The following is a 24,485-nucleotide window of genomic DNA, read 5'->3' on the forward strand; positions in this document are numbered from 1 at the left end:
AAAAAATGGGGGGAAATATGGTTATTCTATTTGGAGGGAGCTTTAATCCTCCACATGTGGGCCATAGAATTGTGGCAGAGTTGGCTTATGATGAAATGAAACCTGAGGAATTTTTTATAATTCCCTCACCAAATCCACCGCACAAGATAACAACTTTTCTTGTCGATTTTGACAAGAGATATTCATGGTGTAAGAGAGTATTTTGGGAGGAATATTTTACCGTTAGTGATATTGAGGCAAAATTACCGGAACCCTCTTACACCGTTAATACTTTAAGTTATTTTTCGAATTATTACAGTGATATTTGGCTCTTAATAGGCGAAGATTCATTATATGATTTTAAAAAATGGTACAAGTGGCAAGAAATTTTATCGTTGGCATGTTTACTAGTTTATCCTCGGTATTTTGACGAAAAAGGTTTTAAAAGTTCAGACATAAAATTCGTAAGATTAGATTGCCCAATTATAGATATATCTTCTTCTTATATTAGAGAAAGAATTGAAAGACATAAAACGGTTAAGGGTTTTATAGATGACAGCATTTTAAAAGAAGTTGTTGCTGAGTATAGTAGTAGGTAAATAAGTTTAGCCATTGATTTGTTGCAAACTCTTAAACAGCTTCAAATTCATTCAGCAAGTTTTCGATTTCTTGCAATTCTTTGTTAATATTTTCCCACTCTATTTTTAATGCTTCATCATGTTCAAAAGGCCCCATATATTTTGCTATAGAATTTCTTTGTGCTTCTAAAATGTGTTTTCTTTTTAGCAATTCTTCTTTTCTTTTTTCTTTCATTTATCATCAACCTCCTCTTGATTAATTTAAATAATTACTTTAGAAATTTAAAACTAACGTTTTTTCTTTATTGACTAGACAGATATATTTAAGTTCTTTTTTTCACATAAAGTATTACAAATAAAATACCTGTGTAAATATTATACACATTTCTTTAAAATTTTCAAAACTTTAAAAAAGGAGAAAAAGTTATATAACTAACTTTTATTTCATCCTATAACTTCTAATTTGAGATTTTGGCTAAAAATCAAAATTTGATTTGCTCTAAAATTTTTATTTCTAAAATGCAGGCTTCTATTTCCATGTTTCGGATTTGTTTTTCTAAATCTGATACGAATTCTTCGTCTTTAATACTGGGTAGGTTGATTTTTATATTATAAATCCCTCCTAAAATAGCTGATTTTGCCATTATCGCAGCAATAGCAGCATCACTTAAGACTTGCTTATTTCCTATTTTGACAAGGATTTCTATTAATTCCATTACTTCTAGAGCGTTTTTTGCAATTTTCAAGGGAATCAAAGTAGCTTTTTTTGTACTTTCTTGAATTTTTTCCTCTCTAATTTTTTTTTCTTCATCAGTGTTACGCGGAAGTTTTAAAGAATCAATTACTTCACTAAAAGCTCGTGCATCTTCCTCCATTTCTTCTAGAAAAGTATCTCTATACTTTTCTAAAGTTTCATTTACCTTTTTTATTTCTTCTTCTACATCTTTATATTTTTTCTTTCCAATGGTGAGGTTTGACACCATGTTTCCTAAACTGGATGCCAAGGCTCCAGCCAACGCAGCAACGCTCCCCCCTCCTGGTGCTGGATCTTTAGAAGATAATTTCTCTAGGAATTCTCGGATTGTCATTTCTGATAACAATTGAACTTCCCCCTTTTAAAAGATTTTTGTGTACATTAAAATTCTAAAAATTTGATTTAACTTTTATTAAAAAACATGATTAATTAGAAATATTCTTAGATATAAATTTTAATCTTATATTTTACATTATAACAAAAAAGCAAAATGTTACTTATCTGAAGCACAATCAAATACAGGAGCATGCATTTATAATAATCTTTATTTTTAAAGAATAGGTACTTTTTTCCTTTGAAACCGTCAAAATTTTTTAAAATTAAATATTATTTTCCTAATTAAATTTTATCAAATTAAAATTTAATTTCAATCTTGCGCATAAGAAAGAAAATTCGTTATAATTAACTTTAACTGAGTATAAATATCGGTGAATTGAATCCTTCATGAATGATTTTTTTGAAAAAATATGATATGATAAAATTGGATGGTTTTTAAAGATATAGTCCAGCGTAACAACTTTTTTATTGTGGCATAGGTTAAAGAAAAGTTTTAACAATAATCAGACGGAGGTGACTAAGTAGGTATGTTTTGGGTTTTTGCAATAGTTCCAGTCATTGCTTTGATATTTGCTAGTATTAACTATAAACGTGTTTTGGCAATAGACGAAGGTACTCCTGAAATGAAAGAAATAGCAAGTGCAATTAGAGTCGGAGCAGACGCCTTCGTGAACTACGAAACAAGAGTTATTTTTATTTACGCCATTGTTATTGCAGTCATTTTGACAATTGTAGTAGAGTGGTACGTAGGAGTAGCATTTCTTATAGGTGCTTGTATGAGCACGTTGGCAGGACGTTTTGGTATGAACATGGCTACTCAAGCTAATGTCAGAGTAAGTAACACTGCTAGAACAGAAAAGGACATCGGAAAAGCTATGAAAGTAGCCTTTCAAGGTGGAAGTGTTTCGGGACTATCTGCGGCAGGATTTGGACTTTTAGGTTTGTTTATTATTTACTTTGTTTTTGGAAAATGGCTGAATCAACTTTCCTTGGAGAATTTAACTCTCAAGGTAAACTGGCTGGGAATAAGTTATATTCCTTTCACTATGTCCGTTTCAGGATATTCGCTCGGTTGCTCTATAGTAGCGATGTTTCATAGAGTAGGCGGAGGTATTTATACAAAAGCTGCAGATATGGGAGCCGACTTAGTTGGAAAAACTGAACTAGATTTGCCAGAAGATGACCCACGAAATCCAGCAACTATCGCAGACAACGTTGGAGACAACGTTGGGGACGTAGCAGGTCTTGGAGCGGATCTTTTAGAAAGTTTTGTTGGAGCTATAATTTCTGTAGTAATACTAATTTTATATTCTTTTTTTCTCCTTGGTTCAGATGTCTTCTCCTATGAATCTGCGTTAAAGCTAACTTTTTATCCAATATTTTTTGTGTCTCTGGGGTTAATTTCTTCTATTATAGGAATCTTATACATAGTAGTGAAAAAAGCTTCTGGAGATCCGCATAAAGAATTAAACACCTCTCTAATGATGTCAGCATTTTTAACAATAATAACAACGTTCTTTCTTACGATGTTCTACTTGAAAGATATACCAATTAAAGAACTTCAAATGATAGGGTTTAAAGCCGGAATTTATTCTCCTTGGATAGGTGCAATTATTGGCATATTGGATGGAATACTTATAGGTTTTGTTGCTGAGTATTATACAAACGAAAAATATAAGCCCACTAGAGAATTATCTGAATTTAGCAAAGGTGGTCCTGCTATTATCATAACAAAAGGATTGGCCCTTGGGATGCAAAGTGTGTTAGTTCCTGTTTTTTTGTTAATGTTAGGTATACTTCTATCTTTTGAATTTTCAGGATTATATGGTGTTGCTATGGCAGCAACAGGAATGCTTTCTTTCGTCGCAACTACTGTTTCTGTTGATTCTTATGGACCAATTGCAGATAATGCAGGTGGTATATGTGAGATGGCCAAATTGCCTCACGAGGTTAGAAAGATTACAGACGAGCTTGATGCTGTAGGTAACACTACAGCAGCTATAGGTAAAGGTTTTGCTATTGGTTCGGCAGCATTAGCAGCATTAGCACTTTTTGCTTCTTATATATATGCTCAAGCGAATGTAGCAGATGCAGGAATAGGTCACTTATTATCTATAATGATTTTAAATATAGTTGATTCAAGAACACTTGCAGGAGCGTTTTTTGGAGCAGCGTTACCTTTCTTTTTCAGTGCTTATCTGATAAATGCCGTCGTAAACTCAGCTAATCAAATAGTAGATGAAGTAAGAAGACAGTTTAGAGAGATTCCAGGATTAGCAGAAGGAGAAACCAAACCCGATTATGAAAACTGTGTAAAAATAAGCACCGAAGGTGCTTTAAGTCAAATGAAGGTTCCTGCCTTAATTTCGGTGTTAACTCCTATTATTGCCGGCTTTCTTTTGGGACCAGATTTTGTTGGAGGAATTCTAATTGGTACAACTCTTAGTGCTGTTATGCTTGCTGTATTTACCGCAAATTCTGGCGGCGCTTGGGATAATGCTAAAAAGAGAATCGAATCTGGGGAGATTGAAGGGGAGGGAAAAGGATCAGAAGCGCACAAAGCAGCAGTTGTCGGAGATACTGTGGGAGATCCGTTAAAAGATACTGTAGGTCCTTCTTTAGATATTTTAATAAAAATAATGGCAGTTACATCGGTCATTACAGTATCTATATTTAAGGTATATCATTTCTTTTAAAATTAAAATATAAAAATAAAAGCCGAGCGATTAATTTAAGCGCTCGGCTTTTTTAGTTATTATATTCTTAAACCTCCATCTATTCTTATTACTTGGCCTGTAATAAATGAGGAATCATCACTAGCTAAAAATAAAGCCAATTTTGCAACATCTTCTGGTTCACCAAGTCTTTTTAGGCAGGTATTTTCTATAACATAATCAATCAAATCTTCTTTTAAATCTTTTGTCATTCCTGTTCTAATGAAACCTGGTGCGATTGCGTTAACTCTGATATTTTCTCCTCTCATAGTCAACTCTTTAGCCCAGGATTTAGTCATCCCTATTATGCCGGCCTTAGCTGCAGAATAGTTTGTTTGTCCTATATTTCCTTCTATCCCAACTACACTTGCCATATTTATTATATTACCAGATTTTTGTTTTCTCATATATCTAGCAACAGTTTTAGTCATTATAAAAGTGCCTTTTAAGTTTACTTCTATGACCTTATCAAAATCTTCTTCTTTCATGATAACAAGAAAATTATCTCTAGCTATACCTGCATTATTAACTAAAATGTCTATTTTTTCGGATATTTCATATATTTCATTTACTATTTGTGTTACAAGTGTAGAGTTTGTAATGTCAGCTTTGTAATAAAAATATTTGTCTTCTGGGAAGTCTTTTTTTTCGCTGGGATCAATTAGGGGCAACTCTTCTGTTGCTAAAGCGAAAACTGTTGCACCTTCTTTTATAAAAAGTCTAGAGATTTCCTTGCCAATCCCACGTGAACCACCGGTTACAATTGTTACTTTTCCTTCCAACTTCAAAGGGTACACCCCCAACTATTTGTTTAAATGTTTACTAATTTGACGTTTCTATCTATCTGTTTAATGAATTTAGTTAATACCTGAGTAGGACCAATTTCGACAAATTCATCAACGCCGTTTCTAATGCACTCTTGCACGCACTCAATCCATCTTACAGGTGAAGTAATTTGTCTTATTACATTTTCTTTAATAACTTCTGGGTCAGTTTCAAATTTTGCGCTCACATTTTGAACTACAGGAATTTTTGTTTTATTAAAAGGTAATTTTTCTATTTTTCTTCTGAGTCGATCTTCGGCTTCTTTTAAAAACTTAGAATGAAAAGGTCCACTAACATTTAAAGGGACAACTTTTTTAGCTCCGCTTTCCTTCAACTTTTCCATTGATATCAAAAGTTCTTCCATTTCTCCACTTATCACAATTTGTGAAGGTGAATTGTAATTAGCAATTTGAACATTTGGATAATTTTTTAGAACTCTTTCAATTTCTGATACATCCATACCAATGATTGCAGCCATTCCACCTTTTCCGGGTTCTATAGCTTCGCTCATATACAGTCCTCTATAATACACAGCTTCAACAGCATCTTCAAAACTAATCACTTCAGCAGCCAGTATAGCTGTCCATTCTCCCAGAGAGTGTCCTGCAACAACATCAGGTGTAAGCCCTTTACTAAGGGCATACAAATATTTCATGTAACTTATAGTAAGTATTGCAACTTGAGCGTTTTGAGTCAAGGTAAGCTCTTTTTCATCATCACCAAAGATTATTTTTTTAATATCAACACCTATTCTATCTTTTACTTTATCGAAGTAAATATTGTATTCTGGTTTAAGCTCCAAAATATCTTTTCCCATACCTAAAAACTGTGAACCTTGACCAGTAAAGACAAAACAACGCATTTTTTCACCCCCAAATTCAGTGCTGTTCTAGGTAAAGAACTATTTCATCAATGACTTCTTTAACACTTTTAATTTCGTTTATGAGACCTGCTGATTGACCTGCCATAAAAGAACCGCTTTCTTCATCACCATATAAAAATGCTCTCTTTAAACTCCCTACAAGTGCTTCCTCAGCTTCTTCGGGGGAAGATGCTTCTAATTTTGCTATTTTTTTACCAAAAGGAGTTTTTATTATTCTCGCAGGATTTCCGAACTTTAAACCTGTTACTATCGTATCTCTTATTCCAGCTTCTAAAATTATCTTTTTATAATTTTCATGTGCTTCACATTCATGGGTAGCTATAAATCGGGTTCCCATTTGTATGGCTTCAGCTCCAAGGGCAAAAGCTGCTAACGCGCCCCTTCCTTCGGCTATCCCTCCTGCAGCAATTACTGGAACTGTTAACATGCTTGTTAGTTTTGGTATTAAAACCATCGTGGTTACATCTCCAATATGCCCACCACTTTCCATTCCTTCTCCTATTATTGCATCAACTCCAGCATTTTCTAACCTCAAAGCAAGGTTTTCTGAGGAAACTACCGCTAACGTTGTTATTCCGTTTTGTTTGAGTTTAGATATGTATTTAGTAGAATTTCCTGCCCCTAGAACAACTACGGGAACTTTTTCTTCAATTAACAGATCAATTACTTCTTCAATGTGAGGATTAAGCATGATGACATTAACTGCATATGGTTTATCGGTTAATTTTTTAATGGTATCTATTTGTTTTTTCAAAAGCGAAGGATCCATGTTCCCAGAACCGATTGTTCCAAGACCACCAGCGTTCGAGACAGCAACGGCTAATTTGGCTGTTCCGACCCATGCCATTCCTCCTTCTAAAATGGGGTATTTGATTTTTAAAAGTTTAGTAACTCTATTGTTTGATAAGTCCAATACAGCACCTCCAACTAACTTATTTTAATTCCAACCATAATTTCAGCCTGTGTGCAAATTTCATTTTCTACAAAAGCCGTTCCTTTTAATTTATAGATATTTGCCTTTTTTTGTAAAATTTTTAATTCATAAATCAATTTATCACCAGGTCTAACCTCTTTTTTGAATCTAGCCTTGTCTATTCCAGTGAATAAAGGTATGATATTGTTTTTCTCGATATTTTGTTTATTTAAAAGAAGCAAACCAGCTGTTTGAGCCATTCCTTCAATAATTAAAACCCCTGGCATAATGGGATAATTTGGAAAATGGCCTTGAAAAAATGGTTCATTTATACTTACATTTTTGAAAGCCTTTATATTGTCGTTATTTATTTCAATAATTCCATCAACTAGCAAAAAAGGATATCTATGTGGAAGTATTTTTAAAATTTCATCTATGCTCATCTTTTGTCTCACTCCCAAGTGGTTATTATTCCACCTGATTCAGGACCTAAATGCATTCCAATTATTATATCCATTGGTTCGAATATTATTTTTTCTCGTGGAATACCAAGTTTTACAACTTCATCCAACAAATCTCCACCAACTTTTAAACTTCCAGTGTGTACAACCGCAATATTTTTTAAGTCTCCATTTCCTTTTTCTTGCATAGCAGCTATTGATATTTCTTTAATAACTTTGTTATACCCTCTTACTCGTTTAATGGGAATTATTTCACCTTCTGCAAGCTGTAGTAATGGCTTAACATTTAGCATAGATCCCAAAAAAGCAGAAGCTTTGCCTATTCTTCCACCCTTCTGCAAATAATTCAAATCTCCTACAGTAAAATAAACGTTAACTTTTTCATGAAAATGCTCGGTAAAATCTATTAGTTCGTTGATTTCGTAATTTCCGGAATCTATTAGTTTTTTTAACTCTAACACAAGGAATCCTAATCCCCACGTAGTTTCATATCCTTCGACTACGTGGATTCTTTTTTCATCTACATTTTTAGCAGCTAATATCGCAGCATTATAAGTTCCACTTAACTTAGCTGGTATATGAACAGAAATCAACTCATCATATCTAGTTAACCATTCTTTGTAAACTATTTCAAAATCGTGGGTAGATGGTTGAGAGGTTGCGGGAATGTAGTCGCTTTTTTTCAAACTTTCATAAAAATCCTCTACGTCTATTTCTATTGCTTTCTTAAATTTATCTTGTTGCTTCACATAAAGGGATACACATCCAATATCCAGTTCCTTCAATGTTTTCAAATCGATGTCGCAGGTGTTATCTGTAACTATTCCTATTTTTTTAGACATAGTTATTCCTCCTTTAATATTTGACGAATATGATAGAGGCGTTATGTCCTCCAAAACCAAAAGAATTTTTCAAAACCGTGTTAATTTTAACACTTTTTAATTCTTTTGGTATGTTAAGATTTATCATTTCCTCGTCAGGTTCGTCTAAATTAGGCATCCCATGAATAAAGTTGTTTTGTGTTTCTAAGATAGCTGCAATTAATTCAATAGCTCCAGCTGCTCCCAAAGTATGACCTACCAAAGTTTTTGTAGATTGAATATACGCTTTTGTAATATCTTCACCAAAAATGGTTTTTAAAGCTCTAATTTCAGAAGCATCCCCCACTGGGGTACTCGTTGCATGACAATTTACCAAATCTATCTCTGAAGGATTTAGTCCAGCCATTTCCAAAGCTCTTTTCATAGCTCTAGCCGCTCCTTCTCCTTGTGGTTCAGACTGGCTTATATGATAAGCATCTCCGGTCATCCCAAAACCATCTATGTATCCATAGATTTTCGCACCGCGCGCTTTTGCATGCTCTTCGGATTCTAGAATTAAAATGCCTGCACCTTCACCCATAACAAAACCGTCCCTATTTTTGTCAAATGGACGAGAAGCTTTTTTTGGCTCATCATTTTTTTGTGAGAGAGCCATCATATTTGCAAATGCTGCAATTGGCATTGGATCAATAACTGCTTCTGAGCCTCCTGTTACACAAACATCAATTTCTCCATCTCTTATTAACATAACAGAAGTTATTAAAGAATGGATTGATGAAGCGCAGGCACTGACAGTAGAAAAATTGGGACCTTTTAATCCATAATGTATAGCGACAACTCCGCTTGCCATATCTGCTATCATCATTGGGATTAAAAAGGGACTGACAAATTTAGGTCCTTTTTCATGCATTACCAAAAATTCTCTATATAGAGTTTTAAATCCTCCTATTCCTGAACCAATTACAACACCCGCATTTTCTCTCCATTTTTGTTCTTCATATAAACCCGCGTCCTTTATAGCTTCATCAGCAGCCGCTATAGCTAATTGTAAAAATCTATCATATCTTTTCGCAGTTCTTTTGTCAAGGTATTGTTCAGGATCGAAATCCTTAATTTCTGCTCCAATTTTAACTTTTTGATCAGAAGTATCAAATTGCGTGATGTAGTCTATTCCTATTTTCATTTCTTTTAGAGCATCTACAAATTCGTTAGAATTTTTTGCAATTGAATTTACTGTTCCAATTCCAGTTACAACAACCTTTGGCATAATCTACCTCCTATGTGTTAGAAGTTTTTGGCGCGGATAACATACGTTGAGTAACTTCTATGTAGTATTCAAATATTTGATTTGCATCTAAACCTGTCCATTTTTTATATAAATCTTTTCTAAGACTAACCTGTTGAACTAATCCCGTTATTTCGGCCCACAACACAATAGCTATTTTTTTAGTATCCAGATTACTATCAATTGTACCGTCATTTTTTCCCTCTTCAATAGAAGAAACTAGTAAATTAAATATTTCCTCACTCTTTTCGTAGGCTTTTTTAACATGTGGGTCTGATTCGTCGAATTTTGTTTCTTGAGTTTCGTAATCCAAAATTAATTTGTAGTAATTTTCATAATCAACGCTAAAATTTACATACGTTTTTCCCATAGAAACAACTTTTTCAAAACCACTTTTACAAATACTAATTCCTTCAATTATCATATCTTTTAAAGTTTGAAGAGCACGCTCAACAGAAGTAAAATAAAGATCTTTCTTACTTGAAAAATACAAGTACAAAGTTCCTTTAGCTAGTTTTGCTTTTTTGGCTATTTCAGTCATAGTTGTATCCTGATAACCTTTTTGTATAAATAGTTTTTCTGCTGCGTCCATTATTAAGTTTTTCTTTTTTTCTTTTTTCTTTTTATTATTGTTTTTCTTATCATTCATTATTATTCACCCTTACAAAGCAAAAAATGACCAACGGTCATTATTCTTTCTTGAAATTATATCATAAATAAAAGAATATATCAAGTTTTATAAAAAAATCTCATAGTCAATTTTAAATGGTGAATTAAGACTCATTTAAATTAAATTTATAATAAGCAGCGTCATATATAAACAACTGTGCTATAATTGCTTTACGAGGAAATTTTGCTAAATTGTAAATAGGTTTTTCAGAAGCGGGAAACTTTTAAAAAATTAAGATTATCAATTTAAAGAGGACTAAATAAAAAAAATGTTGCTCTATTTTTTAAAACATAGAGTTATATGTTCGTATTCAGAGAAGTCTACTTAAAGGGTTCAAAGTTACGAGGCGCTAACTCAAACAAAATGCAAATCATATAATAAGCTTTAAATATGGTTTTTAGAATATGTATAGGTTTACCTAAAATCTTAAATCTTGGGAGGACAAAAATGGAATTGGGCGAAAAATTCGAAGAACTATATAATACAATGAAACAATTGAGAGGTCCAAATGGATGTGAATGGGATAAAGTTCAAACGCATGAGAGTTTAAAATCGTATGTAATAGAAGAAGCTTATGAATTAGTAGAAGCAATTGATGAGAAGGACAGCTCAAAAATAAAGGAAGAACTAGGGGATATTTTGTTACAAGTTGTTTTTCATTCGATAATAGCTGAAGAAAATAATCAATTTTCAACATTTGAAGTGATCGATAATTTGATTCAAAAGTTGATAAGAAGGCATCCACATGTTTTTGGAAGTGAAAAATCATATTCATATGCACGATGGGAAGAAATCAAGGCAAAGGAAAAAGGAGAGAAAAAATATAGTAGGATAGGAAAAATGAATAAAGCTTTACCAGCCTTGTCTTTAGCAAGACGCGTGCAAGAAAATGCGGCCACTGTAGGCTTTGATTGGACCGATATAAATGATGTATGGAATAAAGTTGAAGAAGAGTTTAGAGAACTTAAAGAAGCAAAAAACGACGAAGAGATACTAGAAGAATTTGGTGATTTGTTGTTTGCTCTAGTAAATTTGGCTAGATTTTTGAACATCGATGCTGAATATTCATTGAGAAAAGCTACCGAAAAGTTTGTGAGACGGTTTCAGCAAATGGAGGAAAAAATAGAAAGTCTTGGAGAGGACTTTGAGTCCCTAAATTTACAAGAATTAGATAACTTTTGGAATGTAGTGAAAAAAGAGGAACAATAATTTTAAAAAATTTCTCATCATTTTTGCTTTTTGTTAATTCCTTGTGTTATAATTAATTTAACAAAAGGTAAATTGGCAGAAGCTGAAATGTCTTCTGCCTCCTTTTATTTGAGAAGAAAGAAAATATAAAACTTCATATAAGAAGTTTTTGTAATCTAAAAAGAGGTGAATTGTGGTGGAAATTGGCTTATTTGGACTCGCCTTATCAGGAAAAACTACCATATTTAAACTTTTAACTAATGCAGATATTGATGAAAGTTATAAAAGAGAGGCGGTAAAAAGAACTGCTCAAATTAAAGATAAAAGGGTAGACGAACTTGCGAAAATTTACAAACCCAAAAGGGTAGTGTATGCTACTTTAGATTTTCTAGATATACCAAGTTTTGATTACAAAGGCGATCCTAAAGAAAAATCAAGGATTTTTCAAATGATTCAAAATGTAGACGCTTTATTGATGGTATTGAGGGCGTTTAATAATCTTTCTGTTCCCTGGCCAGAGGGTGCTGATAATCCAATGAAACAATTGGAAATTTTAGAAACAGAATTAATTATTCGTGATTTAGAAATTGTTGAAAACAGATTAATTAGATTGGAAACCCAAAAAAAGAAGGGAAAAGTTTCTTTTTTAGAAGAAAAAGAAGAAGCATTATTAAATAGAGTAAAAGGAAGTCTAGAAGAAGGAATTTTTGCATCCAAAATCGGGTTAAGTGAAGAAGAACAAAAATTAGTAGGTTCATTAGCTTTATTTACTTTGAAACCAACGATAGTTTGTGTTAATGTCGATGATAATCAACTATTGACAAAGAAATATGAGAACAAAGAAAAAGTTTTAGAAGAATGTGAAAAACAATTTTTTGCCTACATAGAATTAGATGGGAAAATGGAAGTAGAGATAAATGAATTAGAAGACGAAAAAGATAGAGAGCTATTCCTGAAGGAATTATCTATTGAGGAACCCGGTATTGAAAGATTAGCAAAAATAGTTTATAATCATGTGGGGCTTATTTCATTTTTTACTGTTATAGAGAATGAAGTAAGGGCATGGACAGTAAAAAAAGGTATTACAATGAAAGAAGCAGCAGGTAAAATACATACTGATTTTGAAAAAAATTTTATCAGAGCAGAAGTCATGAAATTTGAAGATTTGGTTAGATATGGAAGTGAAGATAAATTAAAAGAGAAAGGTCTATGGAAACTAGCAGGGAAAGATGAGATTGTTGAAGATGGATACATATTAACTATAAGAGCTAACGCTTAAAAAAGAGAGGTGGAAATATGATTCTTGTTACAGGTGGAGGAGGTTACATAGGATCTCATCTTGTTAAAAAATTAAAAGAAGATGGAAAAGAAGTGGTGGTATTTGATAATTTTGAGAGGGGCCATAAATGGGCTGTAAAAGATTTAGATGTAGTTGAAGGGGATTTAAGAAATAAAGAAGATATAAAAAAAGTATTTAATAATTACAATATAGATGAAGTTTACCATTTTGCAGCATATTCTCTCGTTGGAGAGTCTATGGAAAATCCGATGAAATACTTTAAAGGTAATGTTTGTGGTACTTTAAATTTAATAGAGGCTATGATAGAATATAATGTAAGATATATTGTATTCTCTTCCAGTGCAGCAGTTTATGGTAATCCTGAAAAGATACCAATAACTGAGGACCAACCCAAAAATCCTACAAGTGTTTATGGTCAATCTAAACTAATGATAGAAGAAATTTTGGAATGGTTCTCCAGACTAAATAAGATAAGATATGTAGCGTTACGTTATTTTAATGCGGCAGGCGCTTATTATGATGGTAGTATTGGTGAAGCACATGATCCTGAAACTCACTTGATTCCAATAGTGCTTCAAACAGCGGTGGGAAAAAGAGAAAAAGTTTTTATATACGGTAATGATTATCCCACAAAGGATGGAACGCCTGTAAGAGATTATATCCACGTTATGGATTTGATAGATGCTCACATTAAGGCTATGGAATGGATGAAATCTGAAGATGAGTCAGAAGTATTTAATTTGGGGAATGGTAAAGGATTTACTGTATTGGAAGTGCTAGAAACAGCTAAAAAAGTAACTTCGAAAGATATTGATTTTGAAATTACTTCACGAAGACCTGGGGACCCTGCTGTATTAGTAGCTTCATGTGAAAGGGCCAAAAAAGTTTTAGGGTGGACTCCTAAAAGTTCAGATTTAGAAAAGATTATTTTAGACGCTTGGAGATGGCATAAAAAATTTGAGCAGCATAAAAACTTTTAATAATATTTCTAAAATTTATTTGACAGTAAATAGGAGGATAAGGCATGCCAAAAGAAATAGACGAAATCAAAAAGTTTATTAGAGATATACCAGATTTCCCTGAGAAAGGTGTTATTTTTAAAGATATTACACCACTTTTAAAAAATCCAAAAATTTTTCGATTCTCACTAGATAAAATATCTGATTTAATAGATAAATGGGATTTTGATTGCATAGTTTCTCCCGAGTCAAGAGGGTTCATTTTTGCTGCACCGCTTGCCTATAAAATGGAAAAAGAGTTTGTCCCAATAAGAAAACCTGGAAAACTGCCTTATAAAACTTACTCAATTTCTTATGAATTAGAATATGGAAGAGCAACGTTAGAAATGCATGTTGACGCCATAGATAAAGGAGAAAAAGTAATAATAGTTGATGATGTTTTAGCAACTGGAGGAACCACTGAAGCCATCAGAAAACTAGTGGAGCAGGCTGGTGGGATAGTTGTTGGAGTTGCATGTTTGGCTGAGCTTACTTACTTAAACCCAAGACAAACTTTAAAAGATCTTGAAATAGCTAGTGTGATTAAATATTAGATAAAGACATGTAATCAAAAAACGTAACATATCGCAAAAATGATGATATAATAAATAAACAAAAAATTTTAAAAAGGAATTTTCTACGATAAAAATTTTAATTTATTGTGGATGAGTAGATTATAGGGTAGATTTATCATGCTTTACTTTATGCCACTTTATTAAAACATCAAACATGCAAATATAATTTAGATTCGAAGAAGTTTGAAGTCAAGGATATTTGACAAAAGCATAAAAATAGTAATATGTGCTAAATAAGTTAAAAAATTTTTAAAGTATCTAAAACAGGCATACACGGGAGGTGCACAAAAATGAAAGGTATAAAGTTTGACTTTTCAAATGTTTTTCAGCCAAATATAGAAAATGGTCTGAGTGAAGAAGAAATTAACCAGTACTCGGATAAAATAGAAGAAATTGTGGAAAGAATTTTAAAAGAGAATCCAGGATTTTTGAATTTACCTTTTACTAGGGTATATATAGACAGGGTCTTAGATCTCAAAAATTGGGTTCAAAGTTTTGAAAGTGTGGTAGTTTTAGGAATTGGAGGTTCTGCCTTAGGTAACCAAGCTTTGCAGGTAGCGCTTAATCCACTCAATTATAATGTGTTACCGCGAGAGATACGAAAAACTCCAAAAATATTTATAATAGACAATGTTGATCCTGATTTTGTTGCTTCAAATTTGGATCAAATAGATCCAAGAACAACGCTTTTTAATGTGATCTCAAAATCTGGTACTACAGCAGAAGCTATGGCTAACTATCTGGTAGCCCGTGGAATAGTTGAATGTTATGGTTTAGATCCCAAATCTCATTTTTTATTTACCACAGATCCAGAAAAAGGTGTTTTAAAGAAGATAGCGGAAAGAGAAGGAATTAGGACTTTAGAGATTCCACCTCATATTGGAGGTAGATTCAGTGTATTAACTCCAGTAGGTTTGCTTTCAGCTTTGGCAAGTGGTATAGACATAATCGATTTATATAATGGCGCAAAAGATATGCATAAAAAGGTAACTAATCCTAATATTTGGGAAAATCCTGCAGCATTAAATGCTTTAATTCATTATTTGTATTATCAAAGAGGCTATAATATATCTGTTATGATGGCTTATTCAAATAAACTCTACCTTTTAGCTGATTGGTATCGACAATTGTGGGCAGAAAGTTTAGGAAAGAAATATAATCTTAAGGGTGATGTAGTCAATGTAGGTCAAACACCTATTAAAGCGTTAGGAGCAACTGATCAGCATTCTCAAGTTCAACTTTATAACGAAGGACCTTATGATAAAATAATAACCTTTCTTCAATTAGAAAATTTTCAAAGAAACATAATTATTCCAAAAATTCATGAAGAATTTTCAGAATTGTCTTATTTAGGTGGCAAATCTCTTTCAACTCTTTTAAATGCAGAACTTAAGGCAACAGAATACGCACTTACTGAGAATAACAGGCCTAATTTAAAAGTTATTTTTCCTCAAACAAACCCATATAATATTGGTCAATTTTTCTTTGCATACGAATTTCAAACAGTTGTGATGGGAATGCTTTTGGAGATAAATCCTTATGATCAGCCTGGAGTTGAGTTAGGAAAAACAGTTACTTTTGCTTTGATGAATAGGATGGGATATGAAGATGTGAGAGAAAATGTTGAAAAACAAATTAAAAACAAAAAACAGGTGATCATCTAAAATATGGTTATCGGAATAACAGGACCTGCAGGCTCAGGTAAAAGTACTGTTTGTGAGTTAATTAAAAAAAAGCTTTCAAATGTCAAAATTATAGACGTAGACAGAGTTGGACATGAGGTCCTAACCTTTTTTTCTGTTAAAAATAAGATAAAAGAGAATTTTGGTGAGGGAGTATTTGATGAGAAAGGTGAAGTATCAAGAAAAAAGTTAGGTGAAGTTGTGTTTTCGAATCCAAAAAAGTTAGAAGAGTTGAATTCAATAGTTCATCCCAAAATTTTTAACCAAGTTGAAAAAGAAATAAAGAAGTTGTCAGATAAAAATGATATAATTATTTTAGATGCAGCCTTACTATATAAAATAGGATTGCATTGTCTATGTGACAAAATTATATATGTAGATGCTCCAGAGGATCTAAGAATAGAGAGGCTTCATAACGATAGAGGGTTACCTTTAAAGAAAGCAAAAAATATCATAATCTCACAACAAAATCTTGATTTTGGTCCTTATGACTTTAAAATAAATAATAAAAGCAAACTTGATGAGTTGGAACAAGAAATTGAAAAGATTTTAAAAGATTTACTGAGAGAATAAAATTTCTTTTACACATAAATGAAATTAGAGGTATATATATGTTTCAAAGCACAAACTCTAAATTTATAGGAGGTGTGTCTGTTGAAAAAAGTCGTATTAACGTTGGTTATTTTATCTATGTGTGTTTTTGGTATTTCTCAAGTAAAGATTGAGTTCTGGCACGCTATGGGAGCTCAACTTGGAGAGACTTTGAACTCGTTAGTAGAAACATTTAATAAAGAAAATCCTGATATTCAAGTTATCCCCATTTATGTAGGAAACTATAGTGCTTTAAACCAAAAACTTCTTTCCACTATTACAGCTTACAGTCAAGGAAGCAAAACAGATCTTCCCGCTATTTCTCAAGCATACGCTAACTGGACAGCGAAATATTTATTTTCAGGCGTAGTTGAACCACTTAATGGATACATAGAAAATGATCCAGAGATGAAGGATGCCTGGGATAATCAGGTTTTTCCTGTATTAAAGGAAATTGTTACTTGGGGAGAGACAGTCTATGGAATACCTTTTAATAAATCTGTGTATACATATTATTACAACACAGATCTTTTCGATTTATTCGGTTTGGAACCCCCAAAGACTATAGAAGAACTATGGTCGGTATCCGAAACTTTAACTTTAGACATAGATTTTGATGGAACAATAGATATTTATGGATTGGGAGTAAGAAATTTTATAGACGATCTCCAAATATTTTTATATGCTCACAATGTGACATTTCTAGAATATGTGGGAGAAGGAAAATATAAGATAATTTTAGATGAGCAAAAAACAAAAGAAGTATTAAAATTAATAAAAGACCTTAAAGATTCAGGTTATGCTTTCTTCCAAAATGCTCATTTAGACCAACCTTTTGGAGCAGGAGAAATTGCTGCGTATATGGGCACAGTTGCTGGATTAACTTACGCTGAACAATCTTCTCGAGGGAAACATGGGGTTTCTTGGGCACCACTTCCCTCTGTTGATGGAGTTCCTCGCTCACCAATTGCAGGTACCGATTTAGTAATGTTTAGTTGGGTAACTCAAGAGCAGAAAGATGCGGCTTGGAGATTTCTTAAATTTTTAGTGGATCCGGTTAATGTTGTATATTGGTCTATTAACACTGGATATGTTCCAATTAGAAGAGATGTTGTGAATGTTGCGCAATGGAAGGCTTATACTGCTAACGATGTAAAGCCAACTATAGCTCTCAATGAGTTAGAAACTGCTATTCCTGATCCAAAACCAGCTGCGTGGGATGAAATAAGAAGTAATATTAGTACATTATTTGCAAATTTCTTAAATGATTTTGCTACAATAGATGAAACATATGACTCTATTGTAAACGTTATGGAAACATTACTCACAGAAACAGGGGAGTTAGCTCAATAGATTCATTATAAAGAATTGAATAAAAACTTGGGCTGTAATGTACATAACAGCCCAAGTTTTTTACTGGTGGAGTTGATGGGATTCGAACCCACGGCCTTTGCCTTGCGAAGGCAACGCGCTCCCGCTGCGCTACAACCCCACAAAAAAGTATATATTGCCACACAAATGATTTTAATATTACCCTATTTCAAAATGCTCTTTTAATACTCCATCCCTTATAAATAATATTCTATCAGCCTTTTTAGCAATATTAAGGTCATGAGTGACAATTACAAGGGTTGTACCATTTTCTTCTCTAATTTGTTCTAAGAGGTCGATAATTTTTTCGCCTGTTTCTGAATCAAGGTTTCCTGTCGGTTCATCGGCCCAGATCACTTCAGGAGAATGTACTATAGCTCTTCCTATCGCGACTCTCTGTTGTTCACCACCTGAAAGCTCATAAGGAAATCTATCAACTTTACTTTCTAACTTTAATTTTTTAAGAACTTCATATGCTTTCTCTTTTGCTTCCTTATTTTTGCTTCCTAGAATCAATAATGGTAATTCAACATTTTCTAGCACCGTTAAAACAGGGACTAAGTTAAAAAATTGGAAAACAAAACCCATATTTTTAGCTCTAAATGCTGTTCTTTCTTCTTCTTTCAAATTTTGAAAAGGGATGCCTTTGAAGTAAACCTCTCCTGCTGTTGGATAATCAATAGCTGCAAGACAATTTAATAAGGTAGTTTTCCCTGATCCAGATGGTCCTAAGATAGCTATAAATTCCCCTTTGTGAATAGTCAAAGAAACATTTTTTAAAGCCTCGACTTTAACGCGCTTATCATTATATATTTTATTCAAGTCAATTGCTTTTATTAGAACCGAATTTTCACTATACATCTATCTATTCAAGCTCCTTCATGCTTTCTGCAGGTGATATTTTTGATACCTGCCGAGCCGGTATCAATAAAGTGAAAAAGGAAATCAGATAAACTAATATAATTATGGCAACTACTTTTAAAATAGGAAAATAAAAATTAAAAGTTCCCATAAATTGGAATATTGCCAGAACAAGATCTTTAGAAACAAGGTATCCACAACTTAAACCTATAAGAGAACCAATTGAGACTATAGTAAAATTTTCAATCATGAAACCTTGGATGATATCTTTGGAATTAGCTCCAATAGCTATCAAAGTTCCGATTACACGACTACGAAGTTTACAAGATCTAAAAGAATATAAAGCTAACCCCGAAAAACCACTTATTAAGCCCAGGTATAACATACTAGTTGTTAAGGATATGATATTATCAACACCGTTAAAAACGCTATTAAGAATATCTTCTAAAAAGATCGGATAGTCAAAGTCAGACATGTAACTCTTGTTTAATTCGTTTATGTTGGAATTATTTGCGTTTCCAAGCAATATTTCAAGACTTTTAATATTTACAGGTATACTGTTTACATGAGCAACATATCTTATAGGTATTACTACATCTTTTAAATAGAAGTATCCAACAACATCATACATTCCTTTACTATTGCCACCTAATGGAAAAATAGAACTTAAAACACCGTTTACTTTGTCAGGAACTTCTTCATCATCTATAAACTTTCCGTAGATAATAGACCCGGGTTTTTTTAAATCCTCTCTCCATTGATTATTTTCCTCAAATGGTAGTTCAACAGTTTCAAGAAAAGAATCATCAACAAAAACTATCAATTCAGAATTTAAAAGCGCTACATTGACCCTGGAAGGTCGGTTAATTCCATCATGTACTAGAATATCTTGAGTATCATTTCCATTCTTAAAGGGGTTTGAAACGACGACAAAATTATAGCCAAATAATCCCTCATTTGTATATGAGTCAACAAATTTTACCAAATTTGAAGGTACAGAAGCAATAACTATTATACCAAAAATAACAGTTCCAAACATTAGTGATAACAACAATACTCGTAGAGGAAATCTCTCAACATATGAAAACCCTAAGAGATATGGCAAAGATTTTTTTGCGGAAAAAGATTTTGATAATTTTTTTAATATGGGAATTATCGAAGTAAAAAATAAAATGGAACTAACTACAAGTAATGCAATTCTTTGAAAAATAAAATTAAATGAAAACGAATTTTTTGCCACATCAAATATTGTTTTACTAAGAATTATAAATAAAATAGACAAACTGACATTCAAATAAGGATTTTTTAGCCAAATAATGAATCCTAATGAAATACAAATTAATCCTAAAATCGCAAATTCTTTAAATAAAATGGTTATTAAAATGCCAATTAGAATCAAGATAAAGCACAACCATCCAACAGAAGAATGAGGATTATATTCTTCTATATCTTTTCTTAATGAGTCGATAGGCGAACTAAGTGTTATTTCAAGTCCTTTTTTTATAAATATAATAAGAGGGATAATTATACCTATCATGAAACCAATAAAAATTGTTTTCGGACTTATAACAAAAGGTGGTAAGGTGAAACCGGATCTGGAATCATAAGGTATGCTATTTGCTATCAAAACTAATTTTTTTAACAGTTGTTTACCAATTTGTCCCCCTAATATGCATCCGATTATAGAGGAAAAACCAAAATAAAAGATAGTTTGAAGAAAAAAGATAAACATAACTTTAGTTCTTTTTAGTCCTAGAATTCTCAATATTCCAACATTTTTTTCTTGTTCGTTTGCCAAACTATTTCCAAAAACAATTATTAATATTATACCTGATAAAAGTGCGAATGAGTTAAAAGCAAACATTATGTAACCTAGAGCTTCGTTCATAGGTGAATTCAGGAAGTTATCTTTTAAGAATACTATTTCTAAATTTGGAGGTAAGTTTAGTTCTTCGATGTTAAATTTTTCTGAATCTACAAAGTCTACATAAGCTTTGGAAGGGAAAATAAAGCTACCTGAGAAATCTTCAACACAGACGAATATAGATCCTGGATATTGACCCATGTCTCCTTTATAATTAAGAAAACCACTTTCTCCAATATAAGAAACTTCTAAATTTCTGCTTCCTCCACTCATATGAACAGTGACGATATCTTGTAAATTTAGGGCAAGCTTTTCTGCAGCGTCTTTTCCTACAACAACCTTACCAGGTTTTAAAACTACATTTTCATCTACAAACGAACTAAGATCTTCTTCATTGGTTGCTAGGATTAAAACTTCTAAAAATTTATTATCTTTTTCTAATCTTCCAAGGTTTTCCGAGACAGAAAGTACGTTTTTAGTGTACCTGCTTTCTTTTAGATTGTCTAAAGCCATTTGAGATACTGGAAACGAGAAAAACATATTTGAGTTATTGTTAACTATGTATGCGTCAACTTCTCCAAAATTTCTTTCTATTTGAGAATGTCTATAAGCTTGAATCGAATCATTGAGTGAAAGAGAGGAAACAGTTAAAAGAGATGGAATTATCGCACCAATAATCAATAAAATAGTAAGTTCCCATTTCTTAATGAAATTACGCAAGGCGAATTTCAAAGTAAACACAGAATCATCTCCTGAGATAATTAATTATACTACACTTTATTTTATCAAATTAATAGAAAAAATTCTACATATTAATAAAAAAAGTCACTTTTTGTATATTAAATATTTTTAAAGTAGAGTTTAATAGCAAAAGAAAAAAATAATAACTTTAAGTTAATCTGTAAATACTATGATATAATATTATTAGCAATTATTAGTTAAGAGTGATTTAACTCCGTTTTCCTTCATTAAATTAATTCTACATGACACATTTTTATATTAAACTTTATATATTTTAAAAAGTATTAAAAACTTAATAGGTAGGAGGAGAAAAAATGTCTGAAGTGAAAGAATTTCAAGCTGAAACGAAACAATTATTAAATTTGATGATTAACTCTATTTATACTCACAGAGATATTTTTCTTAGAGAAGTGATTTCGAATGCATCAGACGCACTTGATAAAATGAGACTTATTTCTTTAAAGGATCCGACTGTATTGGGTGAAGATAAAGAATTAGAAATTAGAATAGACGTAGATGAAGTTAATAATCGTTTAATTATAGAAGATAACGGAGTAGGAATGTCTTATGATGAAGTAATAGAAAACTTAGGTACTATTGCAAAATCTGGTACAAAAGCATTTCTAGAAAAATTAGAAGAGGCTGAAACAGAAAATGCTGTAATTAGTCTTATCGGGCAATTTGGTGTAGGTTTTTATTCTACATTTATGGTATCTGAAAAAGTAACGGTTGAAACAAGAAAATGGAACGAAGAAAAAGGTGTTAGGTGGGAGTCAGACGGAAGTGGAACTTATACAATTGAGGAATACGATAAAAAAGATAGAGGCACTAGAGTCATTTTAAAATTGAAAAAAGATTTAGATGAAAATGAGAACTATTTGGATCAATATAAAATTCAGGCCTTAGTCAAAAAATACTCAAATTATATAAAATATCCTATAAAAATGAAATGGGAAGAAGAAACAGAGGAAGGCATTATAAAAATAACCGATAAAATACTTAATTCTATGGTTCCTTTGTGGAGCAAAAATAAGGAAGAAATAACTATCCAAGAATATTATCAGTTTTATAAAGATAATTTTTATGATTGGAACGATCCTTTTGAAGTTATACACTTTAAAGCTGAAGGTACTTCTATACAATTCACAGCTTTATTATACATACCTTCAAAAATCCCGTTCGTCTTTTATACTAAAGAATATAAGAAAGGTCTAAAGCTATACTCCAGAAATGTGTTTATAATGGATAATTGCGAAGAGTTAGTTCCAGATTATTTTTCATTTGTTAGAGGTCTAGTTGATTCACCAGACTTTTCTTTAAACATATCGAGGGAAATACTTCAAAAAAGCAAACAATTAGAAATCATCAAAAAGAATATCGAAAAGAAAATTATCGATGCGCTAAAATCAAAACTTGAAAATGAAAGACAAAAATACCAAGAATTTTGGAAAGAATTTGGACCAGTTATGAAAGCAGGGCTATATCAAAATATTCATGAAAAATCCAAAATCCAGGATTTACTTTTATTTGAATCTTCTGTCTCTCAAGATATGATCACTCTTAAGGAGTATGTCCAAAGGATGAAAGCAGAGCAAGGGAATTATATATTATATGCTGTTGGGAAAGACAGAAAAACTATAGAGAGTTTACCTCAAATGGAAGCTTTTAGAGAAAAAGATTTTGAAATACTTTATTTAACAGATGAAATAGATGAGTTTTTAATAAAATTGTTGCACGATTACGAAGGAAAAGAGTTTAAATCTATTAGTAGCTCCGATGTAAAACTAGATAAAAACTTTAAAAAGAAAGAAAAAGAAAGTAAAAATCTCTTAAATAAAATAAAAGAACATTTAAACGATAAAGTTAAAGAAGTAAGATTGACAGATAAGTTAAAAGAATTTCCTGCATGTATAGTAAGTGCTGATGAAGTCATTTCTTTGAATATGGAAAAAACACTAAAAAACTTTGAGCAAATCCCATTCAAAACCGAAAAAATTCTGGAATTAAATCCTAACCATGAAATATTTCATATACTCGAAAATATTTATCAAAATAACCCAGAATCGGAAGAATTAAAAGAATATGCGGAGTTATTATACAATCAATCTTTATTGATTGAAGGTTTAGAAATCGAAGAAATAGACAAATTTGTAAAACTAATAAATAAGCTAATGATTGAAGCTAAAAAGTAAAAATAATAAAATATAGGCGCTTTGATCTAGCGCCTATATTTTTTCAAAATAAGAAATTCAACAATTGATAATCTTTTTTATTTTATTCTATTTCAATTTTTGGTAAATGTATATGTTAATAACTGCCCTTTCTAATGTACTTTAACAATCTTAAACTAATAAAAATTTTATATATCTTAATTTCTGCATCCTTTTACCCTAATTTGACTTAGTAACCAGCTTTTTTAACAGCTTTTACTACCGCTATGGTTATCAATACGGCAATTATTATTTCAGGAATACCGTTAGTTAAGCCTATCGCTAAAACCACTGCTCCAACGGCTGTTTTTTCTATTCCCATGGCTTCTGCTATTCTCCCAGCATACAGAAGGTACATCATACCTAAAACTCCTACAGTGTTGGTTAAAGTTCCTAAAGCAGCGCTTACTCCTATTGAGATAGTGTCTGCACTTTTTGAGATTGTATTACCTTTTTTGGAAGAAAATAAGTTAAAGACAAGTTTATATGAATAATAAGAAACAACACCTATCAATATTCTTGGCAACACTGAAACTAGGGGGTTTATAAAAGCAAATGATAAAATATTGGGTCTAAGAAGAGCCTGTATTATGCTTGATATTCCAAATATTAATCCAATAATTATTCCTGCAATAGGGCCTTCTAAAATTGCACCTATAATAACGGGTATATGCATAGTAGTAGCATTTGCAGGTGGAATAGGAATAAAACCTAAAGGAGTAAATCCTAATACAAAAGAAATAGCTGATAATAGTGATATGGTTACTAATCTCTTGTTTTTTGAATGCATTTTTCCCTCCATCCTAGTGTGTTTTAGTCCCTCGTAAAAGTAAAAAATTGATTTGATAGTTATTATAACATAGAAATAAAAATTTTATTAATAAA

The 24,485-nt window shown here is 32.0% G+C and carries 22 protein-coding genes and 1 tRNA gene; 10 read left to right on the forward strand and 13 right to left on the reverse strand.

The features are described 5' to 3' along the window. The first annotated feature begins 17 nt into the window (after positions 1 to 17). Positions 18 to 578 carry a nicotinate (nicotinamide) nucleotide adenylyltransferase gene (gene nadD / locus PKN74_RS04775; RefSeq protein ID WP_472309137.1) on the forward strand — a complete coding sequence of 187 codons (561 nt, stop codon included), beginning with the start codon at positions 18 to 20 and terminating at the stop codon, positions 576 to 578. Positions 579 to 609: 31 nt separating this feature from the next. Here the strand turns inward: nadD and PKN74_RS04780 are convergent, their stop codons facing one another. After that, the gene (locus tag PKN74_RS04780; RefSeq protein ID WP_472309139.1) at positions 610 to 792 is read right to left on the reverse strand and encodes a hypothetical protein; all 183 of its coding nucleotides are present in this window, start codon (positions 790 to 792) and stop codon (positions 610 to 612) included. A gap of 247 nt (positions 793 to 1,039) precedes the next feature. Next, positions 1,040 to 1,657: a cyclodeaminase/cyclohydrolase family protein gene (locus tag PKN74_RS04785; protein ID WP_472309141.1), complete on the reverse strand. Its 618-nt coding sequence runs from the start codon at positions 1,655 to 1,657 to the stop codon at positions 1,040 to 1,042. Between the two features lie 517 nt (positions 1,658 to 2,174). On the opposite strand from PKN74_RS04785, the gene PKN74_RS04790 reads away from it, so the two are divergent. Then, positions 2,175 to 4,343, forward strand: a complete 2,169-nt coding sequence (locus PKN74_RS04790) for a sodium-translocating pyrophosphatase (protein ID WP_472309143.1) — start codon at positions 2,175 to 2,177, stop codon at positions 4,341 to 4,343. Between the two features lie 59 nt (positions 4,344 to 4,402). On the opposite strand, the gene PKN74_RS04795 is transcribed toward PKN74_RS04790, so the two are convergent. Genes PKN74_RS04795 through PKN74_RS04825 form a run of 7 tightly spaced genes read right to left on the reverse strand, consistent with a single transcriptional unit; the run spans position 4,403 to position 10,198 of the window. Next, positions 4,403 to 5,149, reverse strand: a complete 747-nt coding sequence (locus PKN74_RS04795) for a beta-ketoacyl-ACP reductase (RefSeq protein ID WP_472309145.1) — start codon at positions 5,147 to 5,149, stop codon at positions 4,403 to 4,405. A 23-nt stretch (positions 5,150 to 5,172) separates the two neighbouring features. After that, entirely contained in the window at positions 5,173 to 6,048 is an 876-nt protein-coding gene (gene fabD, locus PKN74_RS04800) for an ACP S-malonyltransferase (protein ID WP_472309147.1), read from the reverse strand. A 16-nt stretch (positions 6,049 to 6,064) separates the two neighbouring features. Beyond that, positions 6,065 to 6,982: a nitronate monooxygenase gene (locus PKN74_RS04805; RefSeq protein WP_472309149.1), complete on the reverse strand. Its 918-nt coding sequence runs from the start codon at positions 6,980 to 6,982 to the stop codon at positions 6,065 to 6,067. A gap of 14 nt (positions 6,983 to 6,996) precedes the next feature. After that, positions 6,997 to 7,425 (reverse strand): 3-hydroxyacyl-ACP dehydratase FabZ, encoded by a 429-nt coding sequence (fabZ, locus tag PKN74_RS04810; RefSeq protein ID WP_472309151.1) that lies wholly within the window; start codon positions 7,423 to 7,425, stop codon positions 6,997 to 6,999. An 8-nt stretch (positions 7,426 to 7,433) separates the two neighbouring features. Continuing rightward, positions 7,434 to 8,285 carry a DegV family protein gene (locus PKN74_RS04815; RefSeq protein ID WP_472309153.1) on the reverse strand — a complete coding sequence of 284 codons (852 nt, stop codon included), beginning with the start codon at positions 8,283 to 8,285 and terminating at the stop codon, positions 7,434 to 7,436. 13 nt (positions 8,286 to 8,298) lie between these two features. After that, entirely contained in the window at positions 8,299 to 9,531 is a 1,233-nt protein-coding gene (fabF, locus tag PKN74_RS04820; RefSeq protein WP_472309155.1) for a beta-ketoacyl-ACP synthase II, read from the reverse strand. A 10-nt stretch (positions 9,532 to 9,541) separates the two neighbouring features. Continuing rightward, positions 9,542 to 10,198: a TetR/AcrR family transcriptional regulator gene (locus tag PKN74_RS04825; RefSeq protein WP_472309157.1), complete on the reverse strand. Its 657-nt coding sequence runs from the start codon at positions 10,196 to 10,198 to the stop codon at positions 9,542 to 9,544. 468 nt (positions 10,199 to 10,666) lie between these two features. Between PKN74_RS04825 and mazG the strand changes: the two genes are divergently transcribed. The 7 genes from mazG to PKN74_RS04860 all read left to right on the forward strand — a co-directional run bounded on the left by mazG (position 10,667) and on the right by PKN74_RS04860 (position 17,906). After that, the gene (gene mazG, locus PKN74_RS04830) at positions 10,667 to 11,428 is read left to right on the forward strand and encodes a nucleoside triphosphate pyrophosphohydrolase (RefSeq protein WP_472309159.1); all 762 of its coding nucleotides are present in this window, start codon (positions 10,667 to 10,669) and stop codon (positions 11,426 to 11,428) included. A 175-nt stretch (positions 11,429 to 11,603) separates the two neighbouring features. Then, positions 11,604 to 12,686 carry a DUF933 domain-containing protein gene (locus PKN74_RS04835; protein WP_472309161.1) on the forward strand — a complete coding sequence of 361 codons (1,083 nt, stop codon included), beginning with the start codon at positions 11,604 to 11,606 and terminating at the stop codon, positions 12,684 to 12,686. 17 nt (positions 12,687 to 12,703) lie between these two features. Beyond that, positions 12,704 to 13,687 (forward strand): UDP-glucose 4-epimerase GalE, encoded by a 984-nt coding sequence (galE, locus tag PKN74_RS04840; protein WP_472309163.1) that lies wholly within the window; start codon positions 12,704 to 12,706, stop codon positions 13,685 to 13,687. Between the two features lie 44 nt (positions 13,688 to 13,731). Beyond that, on the forward strand, positions 13,732 to 14,259 hold the full coding sequence (locus PKN74_RS04845; protein WP_472309165.1) for an adenine phosphoribosyltransferase: 528 nt from the start codon (positions 13,732 to 13,734) through the stop codon (positions 14,257 to 14,259). Positions 14,260 to 14,570: 311 nt separating this feature from the next. Then, on the forward strand, positions 14,571 to 15,944 hold the full coding sequence (locus tag PKN74_RS04850; RefSeq protein WP_472309167.1) for a glucose-6-phosphate isomerase: 1,374 nt from the start codon (positions 14,571 to 14,573) through the stop codon (positions 15,942 to 15,944). Positions 15,945 to 15,947: 3 nt separating this feature from the next. Next, positions 15,948 to 16,535 (forward strand): dephospho-CoA kinase, encoded by a 588-nt coding sequence (gene coaE / locus PKN74_RS04855; RefSeq protein WP_472309169.1) that lies wholly within the window; start codon positions 15,948 to 15,950, stop codon positions 16,533 to 16,535. Positions 16,536 to 16,607: 72 nt separating this feature from the next. Next, positions 16,608 to 17,906, forward strand: a complete 1,299-nt coding sequence (locus tag PKN74_RS04860; protein ID WP_472309171.1) for an ABC transporter substrate-binding protein — start codon at positions 16,608 to 16,610, stop codon at positions 17,904 to 17,906. Positions 17,907 to 17,970: 64 nt separating this feature from the next. On the opposite strand, the gene PKN74_RS04865 is transcribed toward PKN74_RS04860, so the two are convergent. From PKN74_RS04865 to PKN74_RS04875, 3 genes are all read right to left on the reverse strand, one after another. Further along, a tRNA-Ala gene (locus PKN74_RS04865) sits at positions 17,971 to 18,045 on the reverse strand. A 38-nt stretch (positions 18,046 to 18,083) separates the two neighbouring features. Beyond that, complete coding sequence (locus tag PKN74_RS04870; RefSeq protein WP_472309173.1) at positions 18,084 to 18,785, reverse strand: ABC transporter ATP-binding protein; 702 nt, start codon at positions 18,783 to 18,785, stop codon at positions 18,084 to 18,086. Between the two features lie 4 nt (positions 18,786 to 18,789). Continuing rightward, entirely contained in the window at positions 18,790 to 21,390 is a 2,601-nt protein-coding gene (locus PKN74_RS04875; RefSeq protein WP_472309175.1) for an ABC transporter permease, read from the reverse strand. 314 nt (positions 21,391 to 21,704) lie between these two features. Here PKN74_RS04875 and htpG point away from each other — a divergent pair, with 314 nt between their 5' ends. Beyond that, positions 21,705 to 23,582 carry a molecular chaperone HtpG gene (gene htpG, locus PKN74_RS04880; RefSeq protein WP_472309177.1) on the forward strand — a complete coding sequence of 626 codons (1,878 nt, stop codon included), beginning with the start codon at positions 21,705 to 21,707 and terminating at the stop codon, positions 23,580 to 23,582. Between the two features lie 208 nt (positions 23,583 to 23,790). On the opposite strand, the gene PKN74_RS04885 is transcribed toward htpG, so the two are convergent. Continuing rightward, a complete protein-coding gene (locus PKN74_RS04885; protein WP_472309179.1) occupies positions 23,791 to 24,390 on the reverse strand; it encodes an ECF transporter S component in 600 nt (199 codons plus the stop codon). Between the last annotated feature and the right edge of the window lie 95 nt (positions 24,391 to 24,485).

Origin of the sequence: Defluviitoga sp. (genome assembly GCF_035349255.1) — a bacterium.
Lineage (GTDB): Bacteria > Thermotogota > Thermotogae > Petrotogales > Petrotogaceae > Defluviitoga.